A 24955-nucleotide genomic window follows, 5' to 3' on the forward strand; every position below is an offset into this window, starting at 1 on the left:
GGATTATTTCTTCGGCGGCTCAACCGGGGGCATGTCTTGGTTTGCCGCTCCGGCCGACCAGGCGTTGTCCTCAATGAGTAATCCTTCGTTGTTAAGCACTTCCATTACCGCGCTCAGGATATTCGAGTAGGCCCCGCAGCGGCAGACGTTGCCGCTCATCAGCTCGCGCACCTGGGCTTCGGTTTTGGCCTTGCCTTCGTTGAGAAGGCCCTGAGCCGAGCAAATCTGGCCCGGCGTGCAGTAGCCGCACTGGAAGGCGTCGTGGTCGATAAACGCCTGCTGCAGCGGGCTGAGCTTGTCCTCCGTGCCCAAGCCCTCAATGGTTTGGATGTGCGAATCCTCGTGCATCACGGCCAGCGACAGGCAGGAATTGATGCGTTTGCCGTCCACCAGCACCGTGCAGGCGCCGCACTGGCCGTGGTCGCAGCCTTTCTTGGTGCCCGTCAGGTCGAGATACTCGCGCAGGGCGTCGAGCAGGGTGGTCCAGGGCGCAATCTGGAGGGTGTGGGCCTGGCCATTGATGTTGAGGCGAACGGTCTGGGTGGGGGCCAGGGCCACCGGCGGGCGGCCGAGCGGCGCTTGGGTAACGTGGCTCATAACGTGGAAGTAAAGAAAGTGAGAGCCTGGAAAAAGCACTCGCAATCAGCGCATTCTACCCACGGCCGTATTTGGTATACGTGCCTTCGAGCCCATAATGTTGCTTGGCCTAGCCACCCGCCATGGTTTCGGGTGGCCCATATCGCGCTTGGGCCGCGCACTGTTGGCCAGGGCGAGGAAGGCAGAATTTGGGCTAATTCCCTCACCGAGAAGAACCCGCCGTTGGACCGGCAGAAAAGTATGCTCGGCTAGCCGAGTTTTTCGCCACAGCCAGGAAAAGGTAATTTCGGGATAAATAATTGGCTTTGGCCCCGTCGGTCGTTCCATTTCACCGTTGTTCCCTCCCCGATGCTCGCCAACTTTCAGCACCACTTTCGGTTTTACCTGGCGTTGATTCTTTCCGTCTTGCTGGCCGCCGGAGTGCGGCTGCAGGCCGCGCCGCTCGGGGCCGCCCCGCAGCCGGCCGAGCGCACTGCCAGCCCCGCCGCCGCAACCGAAACGTCCGGCCTTCCGGCTGCCCGCTAAGCTAGCCGGCGGCCGCGGGCCGCGCCGGAATTGCGGGCTAGGCCCTACCTTCCGGCCCCATGAAAATCCTTTTAGTTGAAGACGAGCCCTCCGTTGCGGCGTTTTTGCACCAGGGCCTCACCGAGCAGGAATACACCGTCGACCTAGCCTCTGATGGCCTTTTGGGCCTGCGCCGGGCCCAGTCCACGCGCTACGACTGCCTGATTCTGGACCAGATGCTGCCCGGCCTGAGCGGGCTGGAAGTGTGCCGCCAGGTGCGCGCCCACGACCCCGGCGTGCCCATTCTCATGCTCACGGCCCTGGGCGAAACGGACGACAAAATCCGCGGCCTCGACGCCGGTGCCGACGACTACCTCGTCAAGCCGTTTGCATTTGAAGAGCTGCTGGCCCGGCTGCGGGCGCTGGTGCGCCGCCGCACCGAAGCCCCCGCCCCCAAAGCCGTGCTGCACCTGGCCGACCTCAGCCTCGACCCCAGCGCCAAGCGCGTGGAGCGGGCGGGGCAGGCCATTCAGCTCACGGCCCGCGAGTTTTCGCTGCTGGAGTACCTGCTGCGCAACCAGGGCCGGGTGGTGTCGCGCGCCGATTTGCTGGAGCACGTTTGGGACATGAGCTTCGACACCGGCTCGAACGTGATTGACGTGTACATCAATTTTTTGCGCAAAAAAGTCGACAAAGGCTTCGAGCCCAAGCTCATTCACACGCTGGTGGGCATGGGCTACGTGATGAAAGTGGATTGATTTGCTGATGTTTTGATGTGCTGATGTGCTTTTTCGGCCTTGTGGCCGGGCAAAGGGGGCGTAATCGGAACATCGGTATCCGCATCAGCACATCAGCACATCACAAAACCAACCCATCAATCCATGTCCATTCGCCTTCGTCTGGCGCTGCAGTTCGGGCTGATTCTGGCCGTGATACTGCTCCTGTTTGCGCTGAGTGTCTACTTTGCCACGCTGCAGTCGCGGCGCGCGCTGTTCACCCAAAGCCTGTTTAAGCGCACGCTGGTGGTGGGGCACGCCTATGCCGAAGGCCAGCGCAACCAGCACGAAGGCAACCCGCCCGCGCTCTACCGCCGCTACCTGCGCCAGCTCTACCGCACCCTGCCCGACGAAGAAGGCCGCGTGTACGACCAAACCAACCGCCTGGTGTTTCGGGAAGGGCAGGGGGCGGCCAAGCCCGTGCCCATCGAGTGGCTGGCCGAGGTGCGCCGCAACGGCCGCGCCGTGCTCGAACCCGAAAAAAACTACCACGAAACCGTGGGCCTGCTCTACCGCGACCCGCGCCTGGGCCCGCTGGTGGTGGTGGCCTCGTCGGTAGATGAGGACAGCCGCCAGCAGCTGGGCGAACTGCGGCGCCTGCTGGTGCTGGGCTTATTGGCTGCCTTGGTGGTGATGGGCCTCGGGAGCTGGTTTTTTGCGGGCCGGGCCCTGCGGCCGCTGCGGCGCATGGTGCGCGAGGTCGACGGCATCACGGCCACCGACCTGAGCCAGCGCCTGACCCAGGGCGCGGGCAGCACCGACGAAATCGGCCACCTCACCCAACGCTTCAACCGCCTGCTCGACCGCCTGCAGGCGGCCTTTGCGGGCCAGCGCACGTTTGTGCGCGACGCCTCGCACGAGCTGCGCACGCCGCTCACGGCCCTCATCGGCGAGCTGGAAGTGGCGCTGCTGCAGGCCGAACGGCCCCCGGCCGAGTACCGCCGCGTGCTGCAAAGCACCCTCGACTCGGCCCGGCAGCTCAACCAGCTCACCAACGGCCTGCTTTCCATTGCGCGGGCGTCCGACGACCCCTCGCAGGTGCCCATGGCCGAAGTGCGGCTCGACGAGCTGCTGCTGCAGGCCCACGAGCAGCTGCTGCGCCGCCATTCCACCTGCCGCGTCGACCTCAATTTTGGCGATGGCGAAGACGCCAGCGCCTTTGTGGTGCACGGCAACGAAACGCTGCTGCTCTCGGCCGTGCTCAACGTGCTGGACAACGCCTGCAAGTTTTCGGCGGGCACGGGGCGGCCCGTCACGGCCACCCTCACCCGCACGGCTTCCCACCTGGCCCTGCTCGTGACGGACGAAGGCCCCGGCCTGCCGCCGGCCGACGTGCAGCAGGTATTCGTGCCGTTTTTCCGGGCGGCTTCGGCCCGTGGGGTGCCGGGGCACGGCATTGGGCTGCCGCTGGCGGCCCGCATCATGGCGCTGCACGGGGGCACGGTGCGCCTCGAAAGCGAGCCCGGCCACGGCACCCACGTGTGGCTGGAGTGGCCCCTGCCGCCGGGCAAATGAGGGCGTCGGCCTTTTAATGCCCTTTTAATTCGTCTTTAATTTCGTCTTAATAGCGGGCCCGTAACCTTGCGATGGATTCCGAAAAACAAGAAGCCGGTGCGTTTGCGCCACCGGCTTCTTGTTTTTTATCTAGTTCTATCGTTCAGGTTATCGCTCATGTCCCAGATTATTTCCACGCCCACCCGCACGGGTACCCCCATCGCTGCGCCGGCGCCTTCGGCCGCACCCGAGCCTGCCAAGGGCGTTTTTGGGACCATTGGCCAGGACGCGCCGGCGGGCCTGGTGGTATTCCTGGTGGCCTTGCCGCTGTGCTTGGGCATCTCGCTGGCCTCGGGCGCGCCGCTGCTGGCCGGCCTGGTCACGGGCATTGTGGGCGGCCTGGTGGTGAGCTGGCTGAGCGGCTCACAGCTGAGCGTGAGCGGCCCGGCCGCCGGCCTCACGGTGATAGTGCTGGGCGCCATTGCCTCGCTGGGCTCGTTTCAGGCGGTGATGGCGGCCACGGTGGTGGCCGGCGCTATGCAAATTCTGCTGGGCGTGGCCCGGGCGGGCGTCATCGGCCTGTATTTCCCGGCGGCCGTCATCCGCGGCATGCTCGCGGCCATTGGCCTGATTCTGATTCTGAAACAGATACCTCATTTCCTCGGCGCCGATACCGACTACTTTGAGGACATGGATTTCCTGCAGTTCAATGGCCTGAATACGTTCTCGGCCATTGGGGCGGCGGCCAAGGGGCTGAGCCCGGGCTCGGTGCTGGTGGGCTTCGTGTCGCTGGCCCTGCTGCTGCTCTGGGACACGGCCGCGCTGCGCCGCTTCAAGCTGGTGCAAAAAGTGCCGGCCGCCCTGGTGGTGGTGCTCACGTCCATCGGCATCAACCAACTGCTGCGTACCGTGGCGCCCGACATGCAGGTGCGCCCCGAACACCTCGTGAAGCTGCCCGTGGTGTCGTCGCTGAGCGAGCTGATGGCCCAGATGTCGTTTCCCGATTTTGGCGCCTTTGCCCGGCCCGCCACCTACGGCGTGGCCCTCACCATTGCCATCGTGGCTTCGCTCGAAAGCCTGCTGAGCGTGGAAGCCGTCGACAAGCTCGACCCGCACAAGCGCCGCACGCCCCCCAACCGCGAGCTGATGGCCCAGGGCGTGGGCAACGTCATCAGCGGCCTGCTGGGCGGCCTGCCCCTCACGGCCGTGATTGTGCGCTCGTCGGCCAACATCGCCGCGGGCGGCCAGAGCAAGCTGTCGGCCTTCATCCACGGCTTGCTGTTGCTGGCCAGCCTGCTGTTTCTGGGCTCGGTGCTGAACCTGATTCCGCTGTCGGCGCTGGCGGCGGTGCTGCTGCTGGTGGGCTTCAAGCTGACCAAGCCGGCGCTCTACCGCACGCAGTTCAAGCTGGGCTGGGCGCAGTTCATCCCCTTCATTGTCACCATCGTGGCCATCCTTTTCACCGACCTGCTGAAAGGCGTGGGCGTGGGCCTGGTGGTGGGCTTCTTCTTCATTCTGAAAGCCAACGCCGAACAAGCGTATTTCCTGAGCCGCGACACCCCCGACCACGAGCCCGGCACCCTGCACCTGCGCCTTTCCGAGCACGTGTCGTTTCTCAACAAGGCCAGCATCGTGAACACGCTGGAGGCCCTGCCCGCCGGCAGCCGCGTCATCCTCGACGGCAGCCAGTCGGCCGACATCGACCACGACGTGCTCGAAGCCATTGAGTCGTTTCGTCAGGTGGCGCCGGAGCGCCACGTCGAGCTGGAGTTGCGCGGCATACGCTCGGTGGCGGTGGGCAGCCATTAGGCCTTCGGGCCCCGCTTTTTTCTCCGTTTTCTTTTTAATTCCGTATCATCGTGCCAGCACGTTCGCTCATTTCAAAAAAGTCTCAACCCATGTCCGGAGTAGAGGAAATTCTTAGAAACAACCGCCAGTGGGTGGCGGATAAAAACGCCCAGGACCCCGACTTCTTCAAGCGCCTGGCCAACGGCCAGCATCCCAAGTACTTGTTCATCGGCTGCTCCGATTCGCGGGTGCCGGCCTCGGGCATCACCGGCACCGGCCCGGGCGAGATGTTCGTGCACCGCAACATCGCCAACATGGTGGTACACACCGACATGAACCTGCTCAGCGTACTGCAATACGCCGTGGAAGTGCTGGGCGTGAAAGACATCTTAGTAGTGGGCCACTACGGCTGCGGCGGCGTGGCCGCGGCGGCCAGCAACAAGCAATATGGCCTGATTGACAACTGGCTGACCAACATCCGCGACGTTATTCGCACCCACGAAACCGAGATTCTGCGCATCAAAGACGAGCAGCAGCGGGCCCGTCGCCTGGTGGAGCTCAACGTCATTGAACAGGTGCGCAACTTGGCCAAAACCAACATCATCCAGAACGCCATGCGCGGCGAAAACCCGCCCCGGCTGCACGGCCTAGTGTACGACATCGCCGACGGCGTGCTGAAAGACCTGCAGGTCGACAACTCCGCCGTATTCAGCGAGATGGAGCACATCTACGGCACCGAGTCGCCGGTGGAAGCCGAGGAGGAGGCCGCGCCCGCGCCCCAGTCCGAGCCGCAATCGGTAGCCTAACGTTACCCCCGTTTTCCTTTCCAAGCACCCACAAAAAAGCCTGCCGCACGTTGCGGCAGGCTTTTTTGTGGGCCAGCACGGCCGAAGCAGCGAAGAAGGGTTACTTCGCGGCTTCGATTTCGGCAATGGCTTTGTCGACCTGCTCCTTCGCCGTGGCGGCGTTGGCGCCTTTGGCCTTCTTGTCGGCAATGGCTTTCAACTGCTCGATGATGGGCTTGTCGGCGCCGTACATCTTGTACTTCACGCCCAGGCCTTTGAGGCGGCTGATGCCCTCCGCGAAGGCGGTGGCGTCGTCGAGGCGGCCGGTCATGGTGGCCAGGGGCTCTATCATGCCAAACTGGGCCTGGGGGCGGGCCGCGTCGAACTGGTCGCGCACGTAGGCCCACTCGGCCGCGCCGCCCCCCTGGGCGTAGGCCTGCATCACGGCTTGGTCGAGGGCCGCGTTGCCGTCGGTTTTCAACGCTTTGGCGCGGGCCAGGGCCTGCGCGGGCTGCACGGTGGCCAATCCCTTCAAGGCGGCGGCTTGCACGTTGTAGGACTGGCTGTTGAGGTTCTGGCTAAACCGCTTTTCGTCCTTCTTGTCTTTCAGCTGCGCCAGCGCGGCAAACATCTGGGCCCGCACGTTGGTGTTCGGCTCATTGGCAGCCAGCTTGCGCAAGGTCGGCGCGGCGGCTTTGGCCACGGTTTTGTCGTCCATTTTCAGCGCCTGCACGGCCACGCTGCGGATGCCGTAGAACTTGTCGTTGAGGGCCGCCAGCAGCACGGCGCGCGAAGCGGCGTTGGTGGTTTGGTCCTTGGCGGCGGCCGTTACAGCTTCGCGCCGGTCCACGAAAAGCGGGGCGTGGCTGTACTGGTAGGCAAATTCGGCGGCCGATTTGTTGTCGGTTTTGTTCCAGAGCAGCTTCTTGCGGGCGTCTACGTTCACCAGCTCGGGCTTGGCGGCGAGGGGCATGCTGAAGGTCTGAGTGGCTTCGGTCATGGTCACGGCCTGGTGAATGGCCTTGCCGCCCACGTAGTAGTCGATGGTGAACGGCAGCTGGAAGGGCGTGCCCGGCTGGGTCTGCTTCACCGTCACGGACTGCACTTTCTTGGCCGCGTCCCAGGCGTAGTCGATGGTCACGACGGGGTGGCCGGGCGAGTAGTACCACTGATTCCAGAACCAGTTCAAATCCTGGCCCGACACGGCCTCGAACGCCAAGCGCATCTGGTGCGCCTCGCCGTTGCCGAAGGCGTTGTCCTTGAGGTATTTCTGCAGGCCGGCGAAGAAGACGTCGTCGCCCAGATAGGTGCGCAGCATGTCCATGATGGCGCCGCCCTTCTGGTAGCTCACCAGGTCGAATACTTCCTCCTGCTGGTCGTAGTGAAAGCGCACGAGGGTTTTGGCGGCATCGCGCGGCGAGCTCAGGTAGCGGCGCAGGTAGGTGTGGTAGTGGGCGTCGGCGGCTTCCTGGCCGTACTTGTGCTCGGCGTAGAGGCCTTCCGAGAAGTCGGCCATCGTCTCGTTCACGGTGATGTTGGACCAGCTTTCGGCCGTCACGTAGTCGCCAAACCACTGGTGAAACAGCTCGTGCGCAATCACCGACTCGCTGCTGTACTGGCGGTCCAGCAGCTCGCGGTCGGTCATTTGCACCTGCTCGCCGTGCAGGGTGGCGGTGGTGTTTTCCATGGCGCCGCTCACGTAGTCGCGGGCCACAATCTGGCTGTATTTGTTCCACGGGTACTCCACGCCGAGGCGGTTGGAAAAGAACTCCAGCATGTCGGGCGTGTTGCCGAAAATCTGCTTGGCGAAGGGCGCATACTTGGGCTCGAGGTAATAATTCACCTCTTTGCCGCGCCAGGTGTCTTTGTAGATTTTGAAGTCGCCCACCGCCATCATAAACAGGTAGGGGGCGTGGGGCAGGTCCATTTTCCAGGTGTCGGTGCGCAGGCCGGGGCCGGCGGGCGTGCTGCTCACCAGCTTGCCGTTGCTGAGCGTGACGTACTTGGCGGGCACGGTCATCGAGATTTCCTCGGTGGTTTTTTGGTTGGGCCGGTCGATGGTGGGGAACCAGGCCGACGACCCCTCGGTCTCGCCCTGCGTCCAGATTTGCACCGGCTTGCCGGCCGTAGCTGAGTCGGGGTTGATGAAATACAGACCCTTGGCGTCGGTGATGGCGGCCGAGCCCTGCACTTTCAGCTCGTCGGGCTTGGCGGTGTAGTCGAGGTAAACGGTGTATTCTTCGCCCGGCTTGAAGGTGCGCCCCAGGTTGATGCGCAGGTTCATGCCGTCGGCGTAGTTGTACTTGAGCGCGGTTTGCTGGCCGCCGGTCACCAGGGCCACGGCCTTGATGTCCATGCCTTTGGCATCGAGGCGCAGCGAATCGGTGGGGTAGGCGTGGGGCTTGAGCGTGACCCACTCCTTGCCGTAGAGGTAGCGCTTGGCGTAGTCGAAGCGCACGTCGAGCTTGGTGTGCACCAGGTCGTTAATCTTGGTGGCCGAAGCACGGTAGGGCGATTCGGACTTGGCGCCGGGGGCCTGGGCATAGGCGGCGCTGGTGGCTACGAGGCCAAGCAGGCCCAGCAGAGAAAGATGTTTCATTCAGAGAACAGCGGTGAGTGAAAATGGGAGTTCGCGCGAAGGACCGGGCCGCGGCGTAGGAGTTGCTTGGCGCAGCCACGAAAGTAGCGTGGGCGCCGCGAGTCTGTGCCGCGATGCCGGGGCCGCGCTGCCGGGGCCGGGAGGGAACGGACGCGCCGAGCCGGGCGACAGTAAGTTTGTACCCTCATCAACCTCCTGCTTAATGCGACCAATTCGCTACGCTACGCCACTTTTCTGCTCATTTTTTGCCCTTAACTCGTTCGCCCAGACTGCCCCGGCCGACAGCGCCCGCAGCCTGCGCGAGGTGACGGTGTACGGCTCGCGCCTGAACCAAGTGGCTGGCCAGACGGGCCGCTACGTATCCGTAATTCCGGGCCGCACGCTGAGCCAGTACCCCGTGGCCTCGCTCGACGACTTGCTGCGCCTGCTGCCGGCACTGGAAGTGCAGAGCCGCGGTAATTTTGGCACCCAGGCCGACATCACCCTGCGCGGCTCCACCTTCAACCAGGTCCTGATTCTGCTGGACGGCATGCGGCTGAACGACCCGCTCACCGGCCATTTTGCGGGCTACTTTCCCATCACGCCGGCCGAGATTGAGCAGATTGAAGTGGTGCGCGGGCCGGGCGCGGCCCTCTACGGCCCCGACGCCGTGGGCGGCTTCGTCAACATCGTGACCAAAACCTTTGCCGCCACCCACCGCCCCGATGCCGTGGAGCTGGGCGGGACCTTCCTGGCCGGCGAATACGACCTGAAAAGCACCAACGCCGGCTTCTACGGCCAGGAAAAGGGGCTGCGCCTGGCCGGCGGCATCCTCAACAACACGGCCAGCGGCCAGCAGCTGAACCTGCCCGGCGGCGGGCGCAACGATTTTAAGCTCAATACCTACTCGCTATCGGGGGCTTACCAGATTAGCGAAAAGCTGAGCGCCGCTGCCCGCGCCAGTTTCGACCGGCGCGACTACAATGCCCAGAATTTCTACACCACCGCAGCCGGCGACCGGGCCCGCGAAACCACGGCGCGCGACTGGTACCAGGGCCAGCTGCGCTACGACTGGAACGCCCGCGCCCGCACCGAGCTGCAGCTGGTGAGCACCGCCAGCACCGACTACTACCTCTACACGCCCGCTTCGGTGGCCAGCAGCCACCTCATGCACTACCTCAACGTGCAGGGCCAGCACCAGCTCACCCTCTCGGACAAAGTGCGCCTGACCCTGGGCGGCCAGGCCGACCGCCGCGCCGTGCGCAGCAACGACCAGGGCCGCCACGCCGTGTGGCACCAGGGCGCTTTTGCCGTGGCCGGCCTCACCCCAACCCCGGGCCTGAGCCTGACGGCCGCCCTGCGCCTCGACCACGACCAAGCCTACGGCACCGAAGTGGTGCCCCAGCTCACGGCTAGCCAGCAGGTGGGGGAGAAGCTCACGGTGCGCGGCGCCGTGGGCCGGGCCATTCGGGCGGCCAATTTCACGGAGCAGTACTACTCGTCCATCCGGCCCGGCACGGTGCCCTCGGGCTTCAACATCGGCAACCCCAACCTCAGCGCGGAGCGCACCTGGAGCTACGAGGGCGGGTTCGATTTTCAGCCCCTGCCGGTGCTCACGCTGCGCGCCACTTACTTCAACCGCTACGGCCGCAACCTGATTGACTACGTGGGCCAGTCCGGCAGCCAAGTGATTGAGGCCACGGGCCTCACCAACCTCAACCCCGCCGCCACCTACCGGCTGGCCGAAAACCTGTTTGCCGTGACCACCCAGGGCCTGGAGCTGGAAGCCACCACCCGCGCCCAGCTCACGCCCCAGCTGCGGCTCGACGGCAGCCTGGGCTACACCTACACCCAGTTGGACGTGGCCGGCGACGTGGTGTCGCAATACCTGAGCAACGTGGCCAAGCAGCTGATTACCGGCAACGTGAGCCTGACGCACCGGCGCTTCAGCGTGGGCGTGGGGGGCGTGTACAAGCAGCGCGCCGGCCAGCGCACCACTCCCAGCGCCACCGTCAACGACGCGGAGCTGACGCCCAGCTACGTGGTGATAAACGGCCGCCTCGACGTGGCGCTGCTGCCCGGGCGCGTGTGGGTGGTAGGGCAGGCCCAGAACCTGTTTAATGCCCAATATTCCGACCTGCTGGGCGCTCAGATGCCCGGCCGCTGGCTAATGGCCGGCGTGCGACTAGCCCTGCGCAACTAGCGCGCACTACCTAACTCAAAAACAGCAGAAGCCCCCGATTTGGAACAAGTCGGGGGCTTCTGCTGTATCTTTGCCGTATCAATTCTTTCTCCCTGAAGGATTGTTTTTATACAGAGGCGCTGAGAGACAGGCTCTAAGACGCGCCGGCAACCACCCGCAACCGCGGGCACGGTGCCAATTCCTGACCATATAAAAACAAGTTGCCGTGGAAGCCCCCAACAACCAGCCCGTTTTTCTTGCCGCTTTTCGTGCCCGCGCCGCTGCCATGCGTTGCGTTGGCATGGCGTGTTGTTGCTGTTGTTGTCCGGCCTAACCCGCTGTAGTTTTTTCATCGCGGGTAGCCAAAGCTGAGTTCGGAGCAAGTTGGCTTCGCCGGGCCGCCGTGTGCGGCGTCCGGCCTGCCCGCCTCGGCGTTTCGGCCTCTTCCGACCCCGGCTCAGCGCCTTGCTCTGCGCAATTCCATTCCTGTCTCATGTCGGGCTTTGCCAGTTCACCACCTGCGTTGAGCAGCGTGCCCGCTTGCCTACGTTTCAACCCCGTCATTTCCATTATGTCTGCTGCTCAAAAGCCCATTGGCATCTACTTCGAACACCCCGAATGGTTCAAGCCGCTCTTCGCGGAACTGGACCGCCGCGGGCTGCCCTACGAGAAAATCGATGCCGCCCACCACCTCTTCAATCCTGCCGAAAAGGAAAGCCGCTACAGCCTCGTGGTCAACCGCATGAGCTCGTCGGCCTACCTGCGCGGGCACGGGCAGGGCATTTTTCACACGGCCGGCTACGCCACGCATTTGGAGCGCATTGGCACGCGCATCATCAACGGCTCGGCGGCCACGGCCATTGAGACGAACAAGGCCCGGCAGCTCTCGCTGTTCGAGTCGCTGGGGCTGAAGTACCCAAAGTCGTTTGTGATTAACCACGCCTCACGGGCTGTCGACGCCGCCCGCGAGCTGCGCTTTCCGGTGGTGGTGAAGGTGAACATCGGCGGCAGCGGCGCGGGCATCATCCGCTTCGACACGCCGGAAGGCCTGCAGGCCGCCGTCGACAACAACCAGATTGACCTCGGCATCGACCAGACCGCGCTGGTGCAGGAATACGTGACGCCCCGCGGCGGCCACATCCACCGCGTCGAAACGCTGGACGGCAAGTTTCTCTACGCCATGAAGGTGTACACCACCGGCGAAAGCTTCAACCTGTGCCCAGCCGAAATCTGCCAGATTCCGGAAGAGCAGTCGGCCGAATTCTGCCTGACCGAAGCGCCCAAGAAAGGCATCCAGGTGGAGGCCTTCACGCCGCCAGCCGAGGTGATTGCCGCCGTGGAGCGCATCGTGGCCGCCGCCAAAATTGACGTGGGCGGCATCGAATACTTGATTGACGACCGCACCGGCGACGTCCTGTTCTACGACATCAACGCCCTGTCCAACTTCGTGGCCGACGCCGTGAACGTGGTCGGCTTCGACCCCTACGCCCGGTTTGTGGACTACCTGGAGTCGCAGCTGCCCGCGGCGGCGCCGGCCGCCGTGCAGGCAGAACTGGCTACGGCTTAAGTCGCTTATCAGCAATCAAGAACGGTCATGCGGAGCGCAGTCGAAGCATCTCTACCGCTTCGTTGCAGCGAAGTTGACTTCTCACCAGGTAGAGATGCTTCGACTGCGCTCCGCACGATTGTTCATTATCGTTTTGTACCATGAAATTTGGATATTGGATGCCCATTTTTGGGGGCTGGCTGCGCAACGTTGAAGACGAGCAAATGCCCACCGACTGGAGCTACGTGAAGCAGCTGGCGCAGCGCAGCGAGGCCTGGGGCTACGACCTCACGCTGATTGCGGAATTGTACCTGAACGACATCAAGGGCACCGAAGCGCCCTCGCTGGAAGCCTGGAGCACGGCCGCCGCCCTGGCCGCCGTCACCGAGCAGCTGGAAATAATGGTGGCCGTGCGCCCCACCTTTCACAACCCCGCGCTGCTGGCCAAGCAGGCCGCCAACATCGACCTGATTGCGCCAGGCCGCCTGTCGCTCAACGTGGTGAGTAGCTGGTGGCGCGACGAGGCCACCAAGTACGGCCTGCACTTCGAGCAACACGACGACCGGTACGCCCGCACCAAAGAGTGGCTCGACGTGGTGACCAACGTGTGGAAGCAGGACCATTTCAGCTACCAGGGCAAGTACTACCAGGTGGCCGACAACATCCTGCAGCCCAAGCCGGCCAAGGCGCCGTTCCTATACGCCGGCGGCGAGTCGGAAGCGGCCAAAGACCTCATTTCGAGCCAGTGCGACGGCTACGTGATGCACGGCGACTCGCCGGAGCAGATTGGGGCCCGCATTGCCGACATGCGCCGCCGCCGCGAGCAGAAAGGCCTGCCGCCCATGAAGTTTGGCGTGGCCGGCTACACCGTGGTGCGCGAAACCGAACAGGCTGTGAAAAAGGAGCTCGACCGCATCACCAACGTGCAGGCCTCGGCCTCGGGCTACGGCAACTACCAGCAGTGGCTGGCCGGCACGCAGCTGGAGCAGCAGGTGTCGCTACAGGATTATTCGGTGTCGAACCGCGGCTTGCGCACGGGCCTCACCGGCACGCCCGCCCAGCTGCAGGACCGCATCGGGGCCTTCGAGCAGGTGGGCGTGGACTTCTTTCTGCTGCAAGCCAGCCCGCAATTGGAGGAAATGGAGCGGTTTTCCGAGTCGGTTATCCAGGTGCTGGCGTAAGCTGCTGCAAATGAAAAGAACGTCATGCAGAACGCAGCATTTTGCTCGCAGTCAATGCCTTCAATTGCGAAGGCCTCTTTGATTAGCGGCGGCGGGTAAGATGCTTCGCTGCGCTCTGCATGACATTCGATTATTCGTCATTTCAACGTGCCCTAACCGGCGCGTTTACCCATTTTCATGCTTAAAAAATCACTCGAGCTGCTTCGTGCCGAAGCGGCCGAAACGGGGGCTAATACCCTCAAACGCAGCCTTAACGGCATCAGCCTCATTGCCATCGGCATCGGCGTAATTATTGGAGCGGGGTTGTTTTCGCTCACCGGCATAGCCGCTGCCAACAACGCCGGACCGGCTGTGACGCTTTCTTTCGTGGTGGCGGCCGTGGGCTGCGCCTTTTCGGCGCTCTGCTACGCCGAGTTTGCGGCGCTGGTGCCCGTTTCGGGCTCGGCTTACACGTATTCGTATGCCACCATGGGCGAGCTGTTTGCCTGGATAATTGGCTGGGATTTGGTGCTTGAATACTCGGTGGGGGCGGCCACGGTGGCCATCAGCTGGTCGCAGTACCTCATCAAGTTTCTGGGCAAGTATGGGCTGCACATTCCGGCGCAACTGGTGATGTCGCCGTTTGAAAGTGCCAAGCTGGCCGATGGCAGCACGATTTCGGGGTTTGTGAACGTGCCGGCTATGCTCATTGTGCTGGCCATCACGGCCATTGTCACGCGCGGCACCAAAGGCTCGGCCTGGTTCAACGCGCTGGTGGTGGCCCTGAAGGTGGCGGTGGTGCTGGTGTTCATCGCACTGGGCTGGCAATACATCGCCCCTGCCAATTACCAACCATACATTCCGACTAATACCGGCACGTTTGGCGAGTTTGGCCTGAGCGGCATTCTGCGCGGGGCGGGCGTTATCTTCTTCGTGTTCATTGGCTTCGACATTGTGGCCACCATGGCCCAGGAAACCAAGAACCCACAGCGCAACATGCCCATCGGCATCCTCGGCTCCCTGGCGGTGTGCACGGTGTTGTTTGTGCTGTTTGGGCACGTGCTCACGGGCCTGGCCAACTACACCGAGTTCAAAAACAGCGCGGCCCCAGTGGCCATTGCCATCGAGAAGACGCCGTACGCCTGGCTGTCCTCAGCCGTGATTCTGGCCATTCTCGTGGGCTACACGTCCGTCATTCTGGTCGATTTGCTGGGCCAGTCGCGGGTGTTCTTTTCCATGTCGAAGGATGGGTTGCTGCCGCCGGTGTTTTCGCGCATCCACCCGAAGTTCAACACGCCGTTTCAGTCCAGCCTGCTGCTGGGGCTGTTCATTGCGCTGTTTGCGGGCTTTGTGCCCATTTCGGTGGTGGGCGAAATGACGAGCATCGGCACGCTGCTGGCCTTCGTGATGGTGTGCCTGGGCGTGCTCATCATGCGCCGCACCAACCCCGACGCCCCACGCTCGTTCCGCACGCCGTGGGTGCCGGTGGTGCCCATCCTGGGCATCGTGGTGTGCCTCGTGATGATGGCCTCCCTGCCCTGGGAAACGTGGCTGCGCCTCATTGTGTGGCTGGCGCTGGGCATGCTCATCTATTTCGGCTACGGCAAAAAGCACAGCAAGCTTCGCCTGGCGCAAACCGGCGCAACCAGGTAGCGGCACAGCCCGCGTCAATGCCAAAGCGTCAGGCAAATAACTCTGTTTGTCAGTTGCTTGCGTTAGTGCGTCGTGAGGCCGTTGGCATCCAGCTCGGCATCGTCGCGCACGCGGCTGAGGCTGCCTTCCAGGTCCACCACATCGTCGGCGGAGTCGCTCGTCGGCGCGGCCACGGCTTGCTTGTACACGTCCACGGCACCGCACTGGTCCAGCGCTTGGCGGGCGCGGTTCGCCTCCTCCTCGGTGGCGGCGTTCACAGTCACCACGGCGCTGTCGGCGCGGGCGGCGCTGATGTGGGCCTGGGCGTCGGCGTTTTCGTTGCCGGCAAACAGGTTGGTGAAGAAGCGGATGAAGCCCGTGCCCAGGGGCTCGGCGGGCGGGTCCGTTTCGGGCGTCAGGTGCGCGGCCCGCAGCGTGTCTTGGGTGGCCAGGTCCAAGGCAGAGCGTTGAAAGCCAGCGGCCAGCAATTGTTCAACGGCGCGTTGCGCTTCGGTAGCGGAGTGGAATAAGCCTACGACGGTGCGAGCCATGGAGCAAGGGAATGGGTGAAGGAAAAAAACGGCCGGTGTTCGGCAAAGAATGCCGGTTTGGTTTCTTAACGGCAATGCCTGGCCAAGGGATGAGGTCGCTGCCGCGTGCAGCTGATTTTCTTGGGCGGCCAGACGGAGGGCAACGGGCACGTTTGGGGTTTCTGCGATTGACTGGTTTTGAAGTGACCGTTGCAATTGCCTAAACAGTGTGCCCCACAAAGGAATACTGTATCAACTGCTTTAAATAGACGAGAAACATCGGCTTGGTGAGAGCCGTCGCTCACGGCCTAAACCGCGCCATTCGCTTGGCGTGGCTGGCGCCGGCCCCCCATTCATGCTATTTTGCACGACATTTGTCGCCTCGCTCATGCGGCACCCGTTTCGATTTTTTGGTTAAAATTTTGCAATACCCCGAACTCATTCCTTCCTACGAGCACCAGCGGCTAGCCGCTCTGCAGCCCTACCAAGTGTTGGGTACGCCCGGGCAGGCGTTGTTCAACGACTTCGTGGGCGTGGTGGCAAAGCTTTTCGACATGCCCATTGCGCTGGTGAGCCTGGTGCGAGCCGCCGATGTGGTTTTCATCGGCAACACGGGCCTGCCCGAAGCGCTGGTGGTAGACCGCGAGGACAGCATGTGTTCCGTGGCCATCCTCAACGACGACATCTCTCAATTCCCGGACATCGCCGCCGAGCCCTGCAATCTGGTCAACCCCTACGTGGCGCAACACCTGCAGCTGGGCTTCTACGCCGGCCAGGCCCTGCGGGCGCCCGATGGCATGGCCGTGGGCACCCTGTGCGTCATTGACCGGCGCCCCCGGCAACTCTCGGCCATGGAGCAGGCGCTGTTGAAAGAACTGGCCCAGGTGGCCCAGGAGCTGCTGCGCCTGCAAGCCGCCCAGGCTGCCGACCCGGCGCTCACGCCGGCGCTTCGCGCCCGCATCGATGTGCCGCTGCAGCAGTCGCTCACCCGCCTCAACACCCTGGCCGAGCTGCGCCAGTGGGAGCCTTCCGCCGACACCGAGGAGGCTCGCCGCTACAACGACTCGCGCCTGGAAGAAGCCCGCTACCTGGCCCTGACCTTGTTTCGCGAGCTGCAGGCCGTGCCCAGGCCGTAGGGCCGCCGCCGCTGCTGCCCCCGGGCCCCACCGGCGGGCGGCCGACGCGGTGGCAAAACGACCTTTTTAACACGTATTTTTGTTGATTCCCTACGCCGAAAAACCGTCGGCGCAGCTCCCAAATCAACCCGAATTCCGTGATAGTTTGCATTGCCGAAAAGCCCAGCGTCGCCCGTGAGATTGCCAACGTGCTGGGCGCCACCCGCCGCATGGACGGCTACATGGAAGGCAACGGCTACCAGGTGACCTGGACTTTCGGCCACTTCTGCCAGCTCAAGGAGCCCGACGACTACCAGCCCGAATGGAAGCGCTGGAGCCTGCACAACCTGCCCATGATTCCGGACACGTTCGGCATCAAGCTCATGCGGCGCGACGAGGGCGTGGTGAAGCAGTTTCACACCATCAAAAAGCTGGTGGACGAGGCCACCGAAGTCATCAACTGCGGCGACGCCGGGCAGGAAGGGGAGGTGATTCAGCGCTGGGTGCTGATGGAGGCCAAGTGCCGCAAGCCCGTGAAGCGCCTCTGGATTTCGTCGCTCACCGAAGAGGCCATCCGGCAGGGCTTCGCCAACCTGCGCGAGGCCAAGGAGTTCGACTCGCTGTACCAGGCCGGCAAGAGCCGCGCCGTGGGCGACTGGCTGCTGGGCCTGAACGCCACGCGCCTCTTCACGCTCAAATACACCACCTACCAAGACAAGCAGTTGCTGAGCATCGGGCGGGTACAAACGCCCACGCTGGCGTTGCTGGTGGAGCGCTGGCACGAAATCCAGAATTTCAAACCCGAGCCGTATTGGGTGCTGAAGACCGAATACCGGGGCACGCTCTTCAGCCACATGGCCGCGCCCGACAAGGCCAAGGACGCCGACGCCGCCCCCGATACCAAGAGCCGCCTGCGCGCCCTGGGCTATTTCGTGACCGAGGAAGAAGCCCGCGAAGCCCTGGAAGCCGTGCGGCCCGCCCCGCTGCGCGTGACCGATGTGGAGATTAAGAAAGGCCGCGAGTCGCCGCCGCGCCTCTTCGACCTGACCTCGCTGCAGGTGCAGTGCAACAACCAGTTGGGCCTTTCGGCCGAAGACACGCTGAAGATTGTGCAGGGCCTCTACGAGAAGAAGGCCGTGAGCTACCCACGCGTCGATACCACGTTTTTGCCCGACGACCAGTACGCCAAAATCCCCGGCATTCTGCGCGGCATTGGCTACGAGAGCCTGACGGGCCCGCTGCTGGCCGCCAAGATTCCGAAGACGCCCAAAGTCTTCAACAACAACAAAGTGACCGACCACCACGCCATCATCCCGACCGGTGCGGCCGGTCCCGGGGGCGGCATGGAAACCAGCGTCTACGACATCATTGCGCGCCGCTTCATTGCCGCCTTCTACCCCGATTGCGAGGTGAGCAACACCACCGTGCTGGCCGAAGCCGCCGAGCGCCCCTTCCGCGTGCGCGGCCGCCAGATTCTGAGCCCCGGCTGGCGCGTGGTGTACGGCGACCCCACCCAGCAAGCCGCGCCCAAGCCCGCGCCCGCCCCGGGAGCCGCCGGCGCGGCGGCCGAAGCCGATGACGACGCCGTGAGTACGGTGCTGCCCAACTTCGTGAAGGGCGAAAGCGGCCCCCACGACCCGCGCCTGGAAAGCAAGATGACCCAGCCGCCCAAGGATTACACCGAGGCCACGCTGCTGCGCGGCATGGAGACGGCCGGCCGCAACATCGACGACGAGGAGCTGCGCCAGGCTATGAAGGAAAACGGCATCGGCCGCCCCAGCACCCGCGCCGCCATTATTGAAACGCTGTTCAAGCGCAACTACATCCGGCGCGAGAAAAAGCGCATTGTGCCCACGCCGACCGGCGTGGAGTTGATTGGCCTGATTCGCAACCCTACGCTGAAATCGGCGGAGCTCACCGGCCAGTGGGAGCACAAGCTGCGCCAGATTGAGCGCGGCGAGCTGTCGTCGGAAGGCTTTTTGGGCGAGCTGTCGGGGCTGGTGCGCGAGATGGTGGCCGAAGTGAAAAACGACGGCCGCGGCCGCATGGTGACCTCCGGCAGCGCCGAGCTGGCCGTGCAGGCGGCCCAGAACGGCGGCGCCGTGGCCAGTGGCAAAGTGCCCGCCGGCATGACCGGCGGCCGCCCCGCCAAGCCCGGCGGCCCGGCCACGCTGCCCGGCGCCAACGGCCTCGGCTACTGCCCGGCCTGCAAAACCGGCCACGTGGTGCGCGGCAAAACTGCTTTCGGCTGCGTGCGCTTCCGCGAAGGCTGCACCTTTCGGCTGCCCATTGAGGTGCATGGCAAAAAGCTGAGCGACCCGCAGGTGAAAGCCCTGTTGGCCAAAGGCCGCACGCCCGTGATGAAAGGCTTTGTGGGCGCCGAAGGCCAGAAGTTCGACGCCGCCATCGGGCTCGATACCAGCTTCCAGCCCATGCTGCTGCAGGTGGCCGAAGCCAAGCCCGGTACCGCTCCTGACTCAGGCCTGATTCCGTGCCCCGTGTGCAAGCTGGGCACCATGCTCAAGGGCAAGGCGGCCTACGGGTGCTCGCGCTTCCGCGAAGACTGCCAGTTCCGCGTGGCGTTTGAGTGGGGCGGCAAGCAGCTCACCGAAACCCAACTGAAGCAGCTGCTGCGCAAGGGCGAAACCAGCGTCATCAAAGGCTTCGTTTCCAGCAAAACCGGCAAGAAGTACGACGCCGCGCTGAAGGTAGAAGACGGGCGCGTGGTGCCGGTGTTTGGGTAAGCGGCGGGGGTACATCAGGGTTGCGTCTGCGTTTTTAGCGGTATCTGGTAGTGCATCAGAATGCTTAGCTGGTAGTGCTGTTTGAAATTGGACGCCGCGTAGGGTTCGACCTGTAAGCCAGTGTGGCCTAGTGGAATATTGGCGCTGAGAAAACCCATGCCGTAGCGTGGCTCGTGTCGGGCCACCGCCAGGCCGACGAGCAGAAACCGGGCGTCATCGGCGCCCAGACCGCTGCCCAGGCTGAAGCGGGTGGTGTGGTTGCCCAGCGCCAATTGGCCCAACCCCGAATCAAACTGGGCAAACAAAACGCGCCGGACGCCAACCCACAGCTGGGCATCCGGCGCCAGCCACTCATTGTCGAGCGACGAATCGGCCAACACGGTGGCCGTGTAGCGCAGCTGGCCTAGGTGCAGACCCACGCGGTAGCCCACCGCCCACTTTTTCCGGCCGAAGCGCCCGGTCAGGTAGGGGTTGAAATCGTAGAGCCGGTTGCGGGTGCTGGCAGTGGTTGAATTGGCATCGAACGGCGCCTCAGGGGCCAAAGGCCGGAAGCCAACCTGTTGCTGACCAACCCGAATGCCTAGGCCGACGGTTTGCAGGCCCTGCGCCGACCAGGGCCGGAGTTGGTAGGCCACGCTACCACCGGCCAGCGCGTAGCGGTGGTAATACCCCACACGCCGAACCGAGTAGTTATTGCCGCAAAAAGTACACAGGAAGCTACTGCTGGTGCTCTCGTGAGTCACATCGTCCTGGTACTGGCCCTGCGTCGCTTCTATTGACATTACCAGTGAACGAGACTGCCCCATCGCCGGCGTTTCGGGCACGAGCGTCCACAGCATGAGCGTGGCCGCAATTGGAACGAATCGGGCGGAGCTGCCAACGATGAATGCGCGCAACCAATGGCCCAGCGAAGCGAGTCGAAGCGAAAGCAGGTCTGTGTCAATCATCTTGAAAGGCGTTTGGTGTTAATGCGAGCGAACGGCCAATCCGATAATCCGTTTTCAAACCAAACCTATCTGTTCGGCCCGGGAGAAGGCAACTCAATTTCTCTGGCTATAAGACTTTTCCATGCGTTTTTTGCAGATTTAAGTAGTTGGCAGCCAAAAGAATAGCCTCTTGCTTATTAGGCTTTGCAGGTCAATGAGTTTTCATGGCTCAACAAGCTGTGGCTGGGCTGCTGGCTCTGGCGCATTGTCCCTGTACCGCACGATGTTCCGCGCCATGCCCTTGAAAATGATGCCGTGGAAGGGCAGCACCGAGTACCAGTACAGGCGCCCGGCCAGGCCGCGCGGCCGGTAAGCGGCCAGCTGCTCTAGGGCATGGGTGCCGTCTTCCTGGTCAATTATTCTAAACTGCAGCCAGGCCTCGCCGGGCAGCTTCATCTCGGCGTAGAGCAGCAGGCGGCGGCTGGCTTTGTCGGCCACCAGCACGCGCCAGAAGTCGAGCGGGTCGCCGGCGCGCAGGCGCGAGGGCGAGCGGCGGCCCCGGCGCAGGCCCGGGCCGCCCACGGCCTTGTCCATCAGGCCCCGAATCTGCCAGAGCCAGTCGGTTTTGTACCAGCCCCGGTCGCCGCCAATGCGCCAGATGTTGTCGAGCACCTCACCCACGGGCCGCGTGAAAGGCACAAACTGGCGGTCGAAGAACATGCCGTTTTTCGGGATTTGAATGGCGTCCATGTAGTTCTGGCGCATGGTGCCCGAGCTGATGGCGTCGCTCCAGGAGCTCACCACCTCGTTTTGCTCGATGCGCTGGAAGGCCAGGGCCAGGGCGGCCCGGTAGCTCATGCACTCGTGCGGAACCACGGCGCCGATGCCCTTGGTCGGGTCGCACACGGTGTCGTTTTTGAGGCTTTCGACCAGGCTTTGGGCCAGCGAAAACGTGGTGCTCGTGACCAGGTACAGCCACCACGACGACAGCCGGGGCGTGAGCACGGGCACGGTCACTATCCAGCGCCGGTAGCCGCGCTCGGCGGCCAGGCCCAGCAGCATGTCGCGGTAGGCCAACACGTCGGGCCCGCCCACGTCGAAGGCCCGCCCGAAGCAGGCCGGGTTGTCGAGCACCGCCGTGAGGTAAAACATGATGTCGCGCACCCCAATGGGCTGGCAGCGCGAATTCAGCCAGCGCGGCGTCACCATCACGGGCAGCTTCTCCACCAGGTCGCGAATGATTTCGAACGACGCCGAGCCCGAGCCGATGATGATGCTGGCGCGCAGCACGGTGAGCTGCGCATTTTCGGCTTTGGCCAGCACCTTCTCCACCGCAAAGCGCGAGCGCAGATGCACGCTCAGGCCGTGGTCGTTGGCGATGCCCGAAAGGTAAATGACCTGCCGGGCGGCGGTGGTATTGAGCAGCTGCGTGAAATTGTGCGCCGACTGCTGCTCCAGCTGGAAGAAATTTTCGCTGCCGCCGCTCATGGAGTGCACCAGGTAATAGGCGGCGTCGATGTCGGTGGGCACGTCGGCCAGGGTGTCGGGCTTCAGCAGGTCGCCCTGCGCCACCGTCACGCGGGCCTGCAGCGCTTCGGGCAGGAGGTCGGCCAGCGAGAAGCGGCGGGCGTCGCGCACCAGGCACACCACGTCGTGGTCGGCGGCCAGCAGCGGCAGCAGGCGCTGGCCAATGTAGCCGGTGGCCCCGGTGAGCAGGATTTTCATAAGGCGAAGGGCAAGCGGAGTGAGAAGGGCAAGCGGAGTGAAATGCAGCAAGCGGGGGCACAGGCCCAACCAACCATGCTTTTAGCTGAACGGCAGAAAGGCCAGCTTGTTCGGCGCAGCCCCTGGCGGCGACGGGAGCAACCCCTGCATCCTCAGTACTTAATCGGCATCTTTGCGCGCATGAAACACTTCGCCGCATTCCTCGCCACGGCCCTGCTGCTGGCCACGGCCGCCCAGGCCCAGACCAAGCTCACGGCCCCGCCCCTGAGCCCCACTACGCGCATTCACCAAAACTTTTCCACCTCCTACATCGACCTCGCGTACTCGCGGCCGTCGCTGCGGGGGCGTACGGCCTTTGGCAGCCTTGTGCCCTTCGGCACGGTGTGGCGCACGGGGGCCAACACCATCACCAAAGTGCGCTTCGGCGAAGAAGTGAAAATCAACGGGCAAGCGGTGCCCGCCGGCGCCTACGCCCTGCTCACCATCCCCGACGCCAAGGAATGGACTTTCATCCTGAACCGCGACACCGCCCAGTGGGGCAGCTACGAGTACAAGCCGGCCCTCGACGTGCTGCGCGTGAAAGCCAAGCCCACCAAGCTGGCCGCGGCCGTCGAAACCATGTCCCTAACCGTGGAAAACCTGCGCCCCAACGCCGCCGACCTGGTGGTGAGCTGGGACCGCACCCAAGTGGCCCTGCCCATCACCGCCGACCCCGACCGCATGGTGATGGCCCAGATTGAGCAGGCCATGAAGAGCGAAAAGAAGCCCTACATCACCGCCGCTCAGTATTATTACAACACCGGCAAAGACCTCACGCCCGCCATCGGCTGGGTCGATGAGGCCATCAAGGCCAGCCCCAGCTACTACGGCTACTACTGGAAAGCCAAGCTGCTGCAGAAGCAGGGCAAAAACAAAGAAGCCATCGAAGCCGCCAATAAGTCGTTAGAATTGGTGAAGTCTGACAAAAACGAAGTGTCCAAGGCCGAATACACGCGCCTCAACCAAGAGGTGCTGGCCGCCGCTGGTGCCAAGAAATAGCTCGTGTCACTACACAAAAAAGCCTCGCCAAAAGATTGGCGGGGCTTTTTTGTGCGTTTCCCAGTCGAGCATCAGGGCTTCACCCAGCGGCCGCGCCACGGCTGGCCCGCCACAGTGGTTTCTACGAGGTAGAGCCCTGCCGCCAGCTGCGGGGCTTCCAGGGCCAGCGTTGCCTCGCCGGCGGGCGCGTTCGTGGTCAGCTCCAGCACCGTGCGGCCGGTCAGGTCGCGCACCTGCACGGCCAGGGTTTGGGCGTGGCGCAGCGTGAGGTGCAGGGCCGGCGCCGCGCCCGGGTTGGGGCTGATGCCCAGCGGCTGGGCAGCCGCCGCGCCGCGGGTGCCCAGCACGCCCAGCGCGCCGTTGTCGCTGATGGTTTGGGCGTACACGCCGTCATCCTGGCGCTGGTCGGCCCACACGTTCACCAGCTGGCCGTTGGCGAAGGGCAGAGTGGCAACGTTGAGTTTGGGGCTGGTTCCGGTGCTGAGCGCAATGATGCCGCTGCCCGTGGGGAAAGCCGACTGCCCCTGATAGTTGGTTTTGATGGCCCACAGGGCGCGGTTCACGGCGCTGGTGTTTTCGGTGTAGGTGATGATGAGGCCGGTGCCGGTGTCGCGCAGACTTTGGGCCGAGTAGTAGCTCGAACTCACGGCCTGCACGGGCACGCCGCTGGCACCCAGCTGGGCGGCGCCGGTGGCGGGGGAGAGGCGCTGCACCGTGAAGCCCGAATTGCTTTGGGCGCTGTTGAGCTCGTTCACCACCACCCATACTTCGTTGCGCGCGGGCACCCACTGCAGCGAGCCGCCAATGCGGGCCGTGGCCGTGCCCGTCAACACTTCGGTGCCGGTGGTGCCCCAGGGCTGGCTGCCGTCGGCCAGGATGCGCTGCGCATACATGTCGCCCAGGGTAGCGCTGGCCGGGTTGCCCGAGCCCAGCAGCACGTAGAAGCCGCCGCTGCCGTCGGGCACCAGCTCAGGGAAGGCCGCGAAGCCGATGGTTTTGTCGCTCACGCGCACCGGCGCGGCCCACACCGGCGCGCCCGTGGTGCTAAACCGCTGGGCGAAGACCGTGGACACGCCCAGCCCACTGCCGGTTTCTTCCACGTACTGCATCACCACGTCGTCGGCCCCGAAGGCGTTGGTGGTCATGGCCACGAAGCCGGGGCGGCTGTAGCGCTTCACGGGGTCTTGCACGCGCTGCACGCCGCCCAGGGCCGTGCCCGTGGGCGAAAGCTTCTGAAACGACACCCATTTGCTGGCGTGCGCCGCATTGGCTGTGCCGCTGGAATTCCACCCAATAACCACGTTGTTGCCGAACGTGACCCCAATGCTGGGCGACAACCCGGAGGTGGCGTCGGCATCAAGCAGCGGAATGCCGTTGGCGCCCCAGAGCTGCTGCCCGGTGGGCGAAATCTTGTAGGCCACGCACTGGTTGGCGCCCGAGCGGGTGTCCTGAAAGGCCAGGATGGCGTTGCCCAGGTTGTCGGTTTTGAGGTCGTAGCGGTAGAGGGCGGTGCCCTGGGGCTGGTTGCTCACCAGCAGGCCGGCAGCGCCCAGCTGGGGCCGCCCGTTCACGTCGAGCAACTGCAGGCGCATCTGGTAGTTGGTGGTGGCCACGGTTTCGAACCACGACACCCAGGTGCCGCCGTTCGGCGCCGGCGAAATGCGTGGCGTCACTTCGCCGGTGCCGGCCACGTCGCGCACGGCCAGGTTTTGCGCGGGGTTGGGGTTCCATTGCGCCCGAGCCGACAAGGCACCGAGCGCAAGGACCAGATACGGGAGTACAAATCGCTTCATAGAAAAGAGGGTTGGATAGAGTCAAAATAAAATTTGAATAGG

Annotated in this window: 18 protein-coding genes and 1 riboswitch; of the genes, 12 read left to right on the plus strand and 6 right to left on the minus strand. The window is 63.9% G+C overall.

Translation table 11 applies throughout. From position 1 onward, the window contains the following. Positions 1-3: 3 nt before the first annotated feature. A complete protein-coding gene (locus tag IC234_RS01045) occupies positions 4-597 on the minus strand; it encodes a (2Fe-2S)-binding protein (protein ID WP_190921978.1) in 594 nt (197 codons plus the stop codon). 348 nt (positions 598-945) lie between these two features. Between IC234_RS01045 and IC234_RS01050 the strand changes: the two genes are divergently transcribed. The 5 genes from IC234_RS01050 (at position 946) to IC234_RS01070 (ending at position 5965) form a co-directional block, all read left to right on the plus strand. Further along, positions 946-1122, plus strand: a complete 177-nt coding sequence (locus IC234_RS01050) for a hypothetical protein (protein ID WP_190921979.1) — start codon at positions 946-948, stop codon at positions 1120-1122. Between the two features lie 59 nt (positions 1123-1181). Next, the gene (locus IC234_RS01055) at positions 1182-1859 is read left to right on the plus strand and encodes a response regulator transcription factor (RefSeq protein ID WP_190921980.1); all 678 of its coding nucleotides are present in this window, start codon (positions 1182-1184) and stop codon (positions 1857-1859) included. A gap of 123 nt (positions 1860-1982) precedes the next feature. Further along, a complete protein-coding gene (locus IC234_RS01060) occupies positions 1983-3392 on the plus strand; it encodes a sensor histidine kinase (protein WP_190921981.1) in 1410 nt (469 codons plus the stop codon). 156 nt (positions 3393-3548) lie between these two features. Continuing rightward, positions 3549-5180 carry a SulP family inorganic anion transporter gene (locus IC234_RS01065; RefSeq protein ID WP_190921982.1) on the plus strand — a complete coding sequence of 544 codons (1632 nt, stop codon included), beginning with the start codon at positions 3549-3551 and terminating at the stop codon, positions 5178-5180. Positions 5181-5269: 89 nt separating this feature from the next. Further along, positions 5270-5965, plus strand: a complete 696-nt coding sequence (locus IC234_RS01070) for a carbonic anhydrase (RefSeq protein WP_190921983.1) — start codon at positions 5270-5272, stop codon at positions 5963-5965. 100 nt (positions 5966-6065) lie between these two features. Here IC234_RS01070 and IC234_RS01075 read toward each other — a convergent pair whose 3' ends face one another. Beyond that, positions 6066-8543: a M1 family aminopeptidase gene (locus tag IC234_RS01075; protein WP_190921984.1), complete on the minus strand. Its 2478-nt coding sequence runs from the start codon at positions 8541-8543 to the stop codon at positions 6066-6068. A 202-nt stretch (positions 8544-8745) separates the two neighbouring features. Here IC234_RS01075 and IC234_RS01080 point away from each other — a divergent pair, with 202 nt between their 5' ends. The 4 genes from IC234_RS01080 to IC234_RS01095 all read left to right on the plus strand — a co-directional run bounded on the left by IC234_RS01080 (position 8746) and on the right by IC234_RS01095 (position 15063). Next, the gene (locus IC234_RS01080) at positions 8746-10725 is read left to right on the plus strand and encodes a TonB-dependent receptor plug domain-containing protein (protein ID WP_190921985.1); all 1980 of its coding nucleotides are present in this window, start codon (positions 8746-8748) and stop codon (positions 10723-10725) included. Between the two features lie 103 nt (positions 10726-10828). Beyond that, positions 10829-10921, plus strand: a riboswitch (SAM riboswitch). Positions 10922-11275: 354 nt separating this feature from the next. Beyond that, entirely contained in the window at positions 11276-12271 is a 996-nt protein-coding gene (locus IC234_RS01085; protein ID WP_190921986.1) for an ATP-grasp domain-containing protein, read from the plus strand. Between the two features lie 140 nt (positions 12272-12411). Continuing rightward, positions 12412-13431 (plus strand): LLM class flavin-dependent oxidoreductase, encoded by a 1020-nt coding sequence (locus IC234_RS01090; RefSeq protein ID WP_190921987.1) that lies wholly within the window; start codon positions 12412-12414, stop codon positions 13429-13431. Positions 13432-13608: 177 nt separating this feature from the next. Continuing rightward, entirely contained in the window at positions 13609-15063 is a 1455-nt protein-coding gene (locus IC234_RS01095; RefSeq protein WP_190921988.1) for an amino acid permease, read from the plus strand. 62 nt (positions 15064-15125) lie between these two features. On the opposite strand, the gene IC234_RS01100 is transcribed toward IC234_RS01095, so the two are convergent. After that, positions 15126-15593 (minus strand): hypothetical protein, encoded by a 468-nt coding sequence (locus IC234_RS01100; protein WP_190921989.1) that lies wholly within the window; start codon positions 15591-15593, stop codon positions 15126-15128. Positions 15594-15994: 401 nt separating this feature from the next. Here IC234_RS01100 and IC234_RS01105 point away from each other — a divergent pair, with 401 nt between their 5' ends. Beyond that, the gene (locus IC234_RS01105) at positions 15995-16708 is read left to right on the plus strand and encodes a GAF domain-containing protein (RefSeq protein WP_190921990.1); all 714 of its coding nucleotides are present in this window, start codon (positions 15995-15997) and stop codon (positions 16706-16708) included. Between the two features lie 137 nt (positions 16709-16845). Then, on the plus strand, positions 16846-19431 hold the full coding sequence (locus IC234_RS01110; protein ID WP_190921991.1) for a type IA DNA topoisomerase: 2586 nt from the start codon (positions 16846-16848) through the stop codon (positions 19429-19431). 14 nt (positions 19432-19445) lie between these two features. Here the strand turns inward: IC234_RS01110 and IC234_RS01115 are convergent, their stop codons facing one another. Both IC234_RS01115 and IC234_RS01120 read right to left on the minus strand, forming a co-directional pair. Then, entirely contained in the window at positions 19446-20270 is an 825-nt protein-coding gene (locus tag IC234_RS01115) for a hypothetical protein (RefSeq protein ID WP_190921992.1), read from the minus strand. Positions 20271-20579: 309 nt separating this feature from the next. Beyond that, positions 20580-22082 carry an SDR family oxidoreductase gene (locus tag IC234_RS01120; protein WP_190921993.1) on the minus strand — a complete coding sequence of 501 codons (1503 nt, stop codon included), beginning with the start codon at positions 22080-22082 and terminating at the stop codon, positions 20580-20582. Between the two features lie 180 nt (positions 22083-22262). Between IC234_RS01120 and IC234_RS01125 the strand changes: the two genes are divergently transcribed. Then, positions 22263-23120, plus strand: a complete 858-nt coding sequence (locus IC234_RS01125) for a DUF2911 domain-containing protein (protein WP_190921994.1) — start codon at positions 22263-22265, stop codon at positions 23118-23120. Positions 23121-23191: 71 nt separating this feature from the next. Here IC234_RS01125 and IC234_RS01130 read toward each other — a convergent pair whose 3' ends face one another. Further along, entirely contained in the window at positions 23192-24913 is a 1722-nt protein-coding gene (locus IC234_RS01130) for a T9SS type A sorting domain-containing protein (RefSeq protein WP_190921995.1), read from the minus strand. Positions 24914-24955: the final 42 nt, after the last annotated feature.

It is taken from the genome of Hymenobacter armeniacus (genome assembly GCF_014699055.1).
Taxonomy (GTDB): Bacteria; Bacteroidota; Bacteroidia; order Cytophagales; family Hymenobacteraceae; genus Hymenobacter; species Hymenobacter armeniacus.

What these genes read in the sequence shown, in the direction of transcription:
- IC234_RS01045 (WP_190921978.1), bottom strand. Translation starts at nt 597, where the DNA reads ATGAGCCACGTTACCCAAGCGCCGCTCGGCCGCCCGCCGGTGGCCCTG.
- IC234_RS01085 (WP_190921986.1), top strand. Translation starts at nt 11,276, where the DNA reads ATGTCTGCTGCTCAAAAGCCCATTGGCATCTACTTCGAACACCCCGAA.
- IC234_RS01090 (WP_190921987.1), top strand. Translation starts at nt 12,412, where the DNA reads ATGAAATTTGGATATTGGATGCCCATTTTTGGGGGCTGGCTGCGCAAC.
- IC234_RS01055 (WP_190921980.1), top strand. Translation starts at nt 1,182, where the DNA reads ATGAAAATCCTTTTAGTTGAAGACGAGCCCTCCGTTGCGGCGTTTTTG.
- IC234_RS01080 (WP_190921985.1), top strand. Translation starts at nt 8,746, where the DNA reads ATGCGACCAATTCGCTACGCTACGCCACTTTTCTGCTCATTTTTTGCC.
- IC234_RS01130 (WP_190921995.1), bottom strand. Translation starts at nt 24,913, where the DNA reads ATGAAGCGATTTGTACTCCCGTATCTGGTCCTTGCGCTCGGTGCCTTG.
- IC234_RS01100 (WP_190921989.1), bottom strand. Translation starts at nt 15,593, where the DNA reads ATGGCTCGCACCGTCGTAGGCTTATTCCACTCCGCTACCGAAGCGCAA.
- IC234_RS01050 (WP_190921979.1), top strand. Translation starts at nt 946, where the DNA reads ATGCTCGCCAACTTTCAGCACCACTTTCGGTTTTACCTGGCGTTGATT.
- IC234_RS01115 (WP_190921992.1), bottom strand. Translation starts at nt 20,270, where the DNA reads ATGCTGTGGACGCTCGTGCCCGAAACGCCGGCGATGGGGCAGTCTCGT.
- IC234_RS01060 (WP_190921981.1), top strand. Translation starts at nt 1,983, where the DNA reads ATGTCCATTCGCCTTCGTCTGGCGCTGCAGTTCGGGCTGATTCTGGCC.
- IC234_RS01125 (WP_190921994.1), top strand. Translation starts at nt 22,263, where the DNA reads ATGAAACACTTCGCCGCATTCCTCGCCACGGCCCTGCTGCTGGCCACG.
- IC234_RS01095 (WP_190921988.1), top strand. Translation starts at nt 13,609, where the DNA reads ATGCTTAAAAAATCACTCGAGCTGCTTCGTGCCGAAGCGGCCGAAACG.
- IC234_RS01070 (WP_190921983.1), top strand. Translation starts at nt 5,270, where the DNA reads ATGTCCGGAGTAGAGGAAATTCTTAGAAACAACCGCCAGTGGGTGGCG.
- IC234_RS01120 (WP_190921993.1), bottom strand. Translation starts at nt 22,082, where the DNA reads ATGAAAATCCTGCTCACCGGGGCCACCGGCTACATTGGCCAGCGCCTG.
- IC234_RS01065 (WP_190921982.1), top strand. Translation starts at nt 3,549, where the DNA reads ATGTCCCAGATTATTTCCACGCCCACCCGCACGGGTACCCCCATCGCT.
- IC234_RS01075 (WP_190921984.1), bottom strand. Translation starts at nt 8,543, where the DNA reads ATGAAACATCTTTCTCTGCTGGGCCTGCTTGGCCTCGTAGCCACCAGC.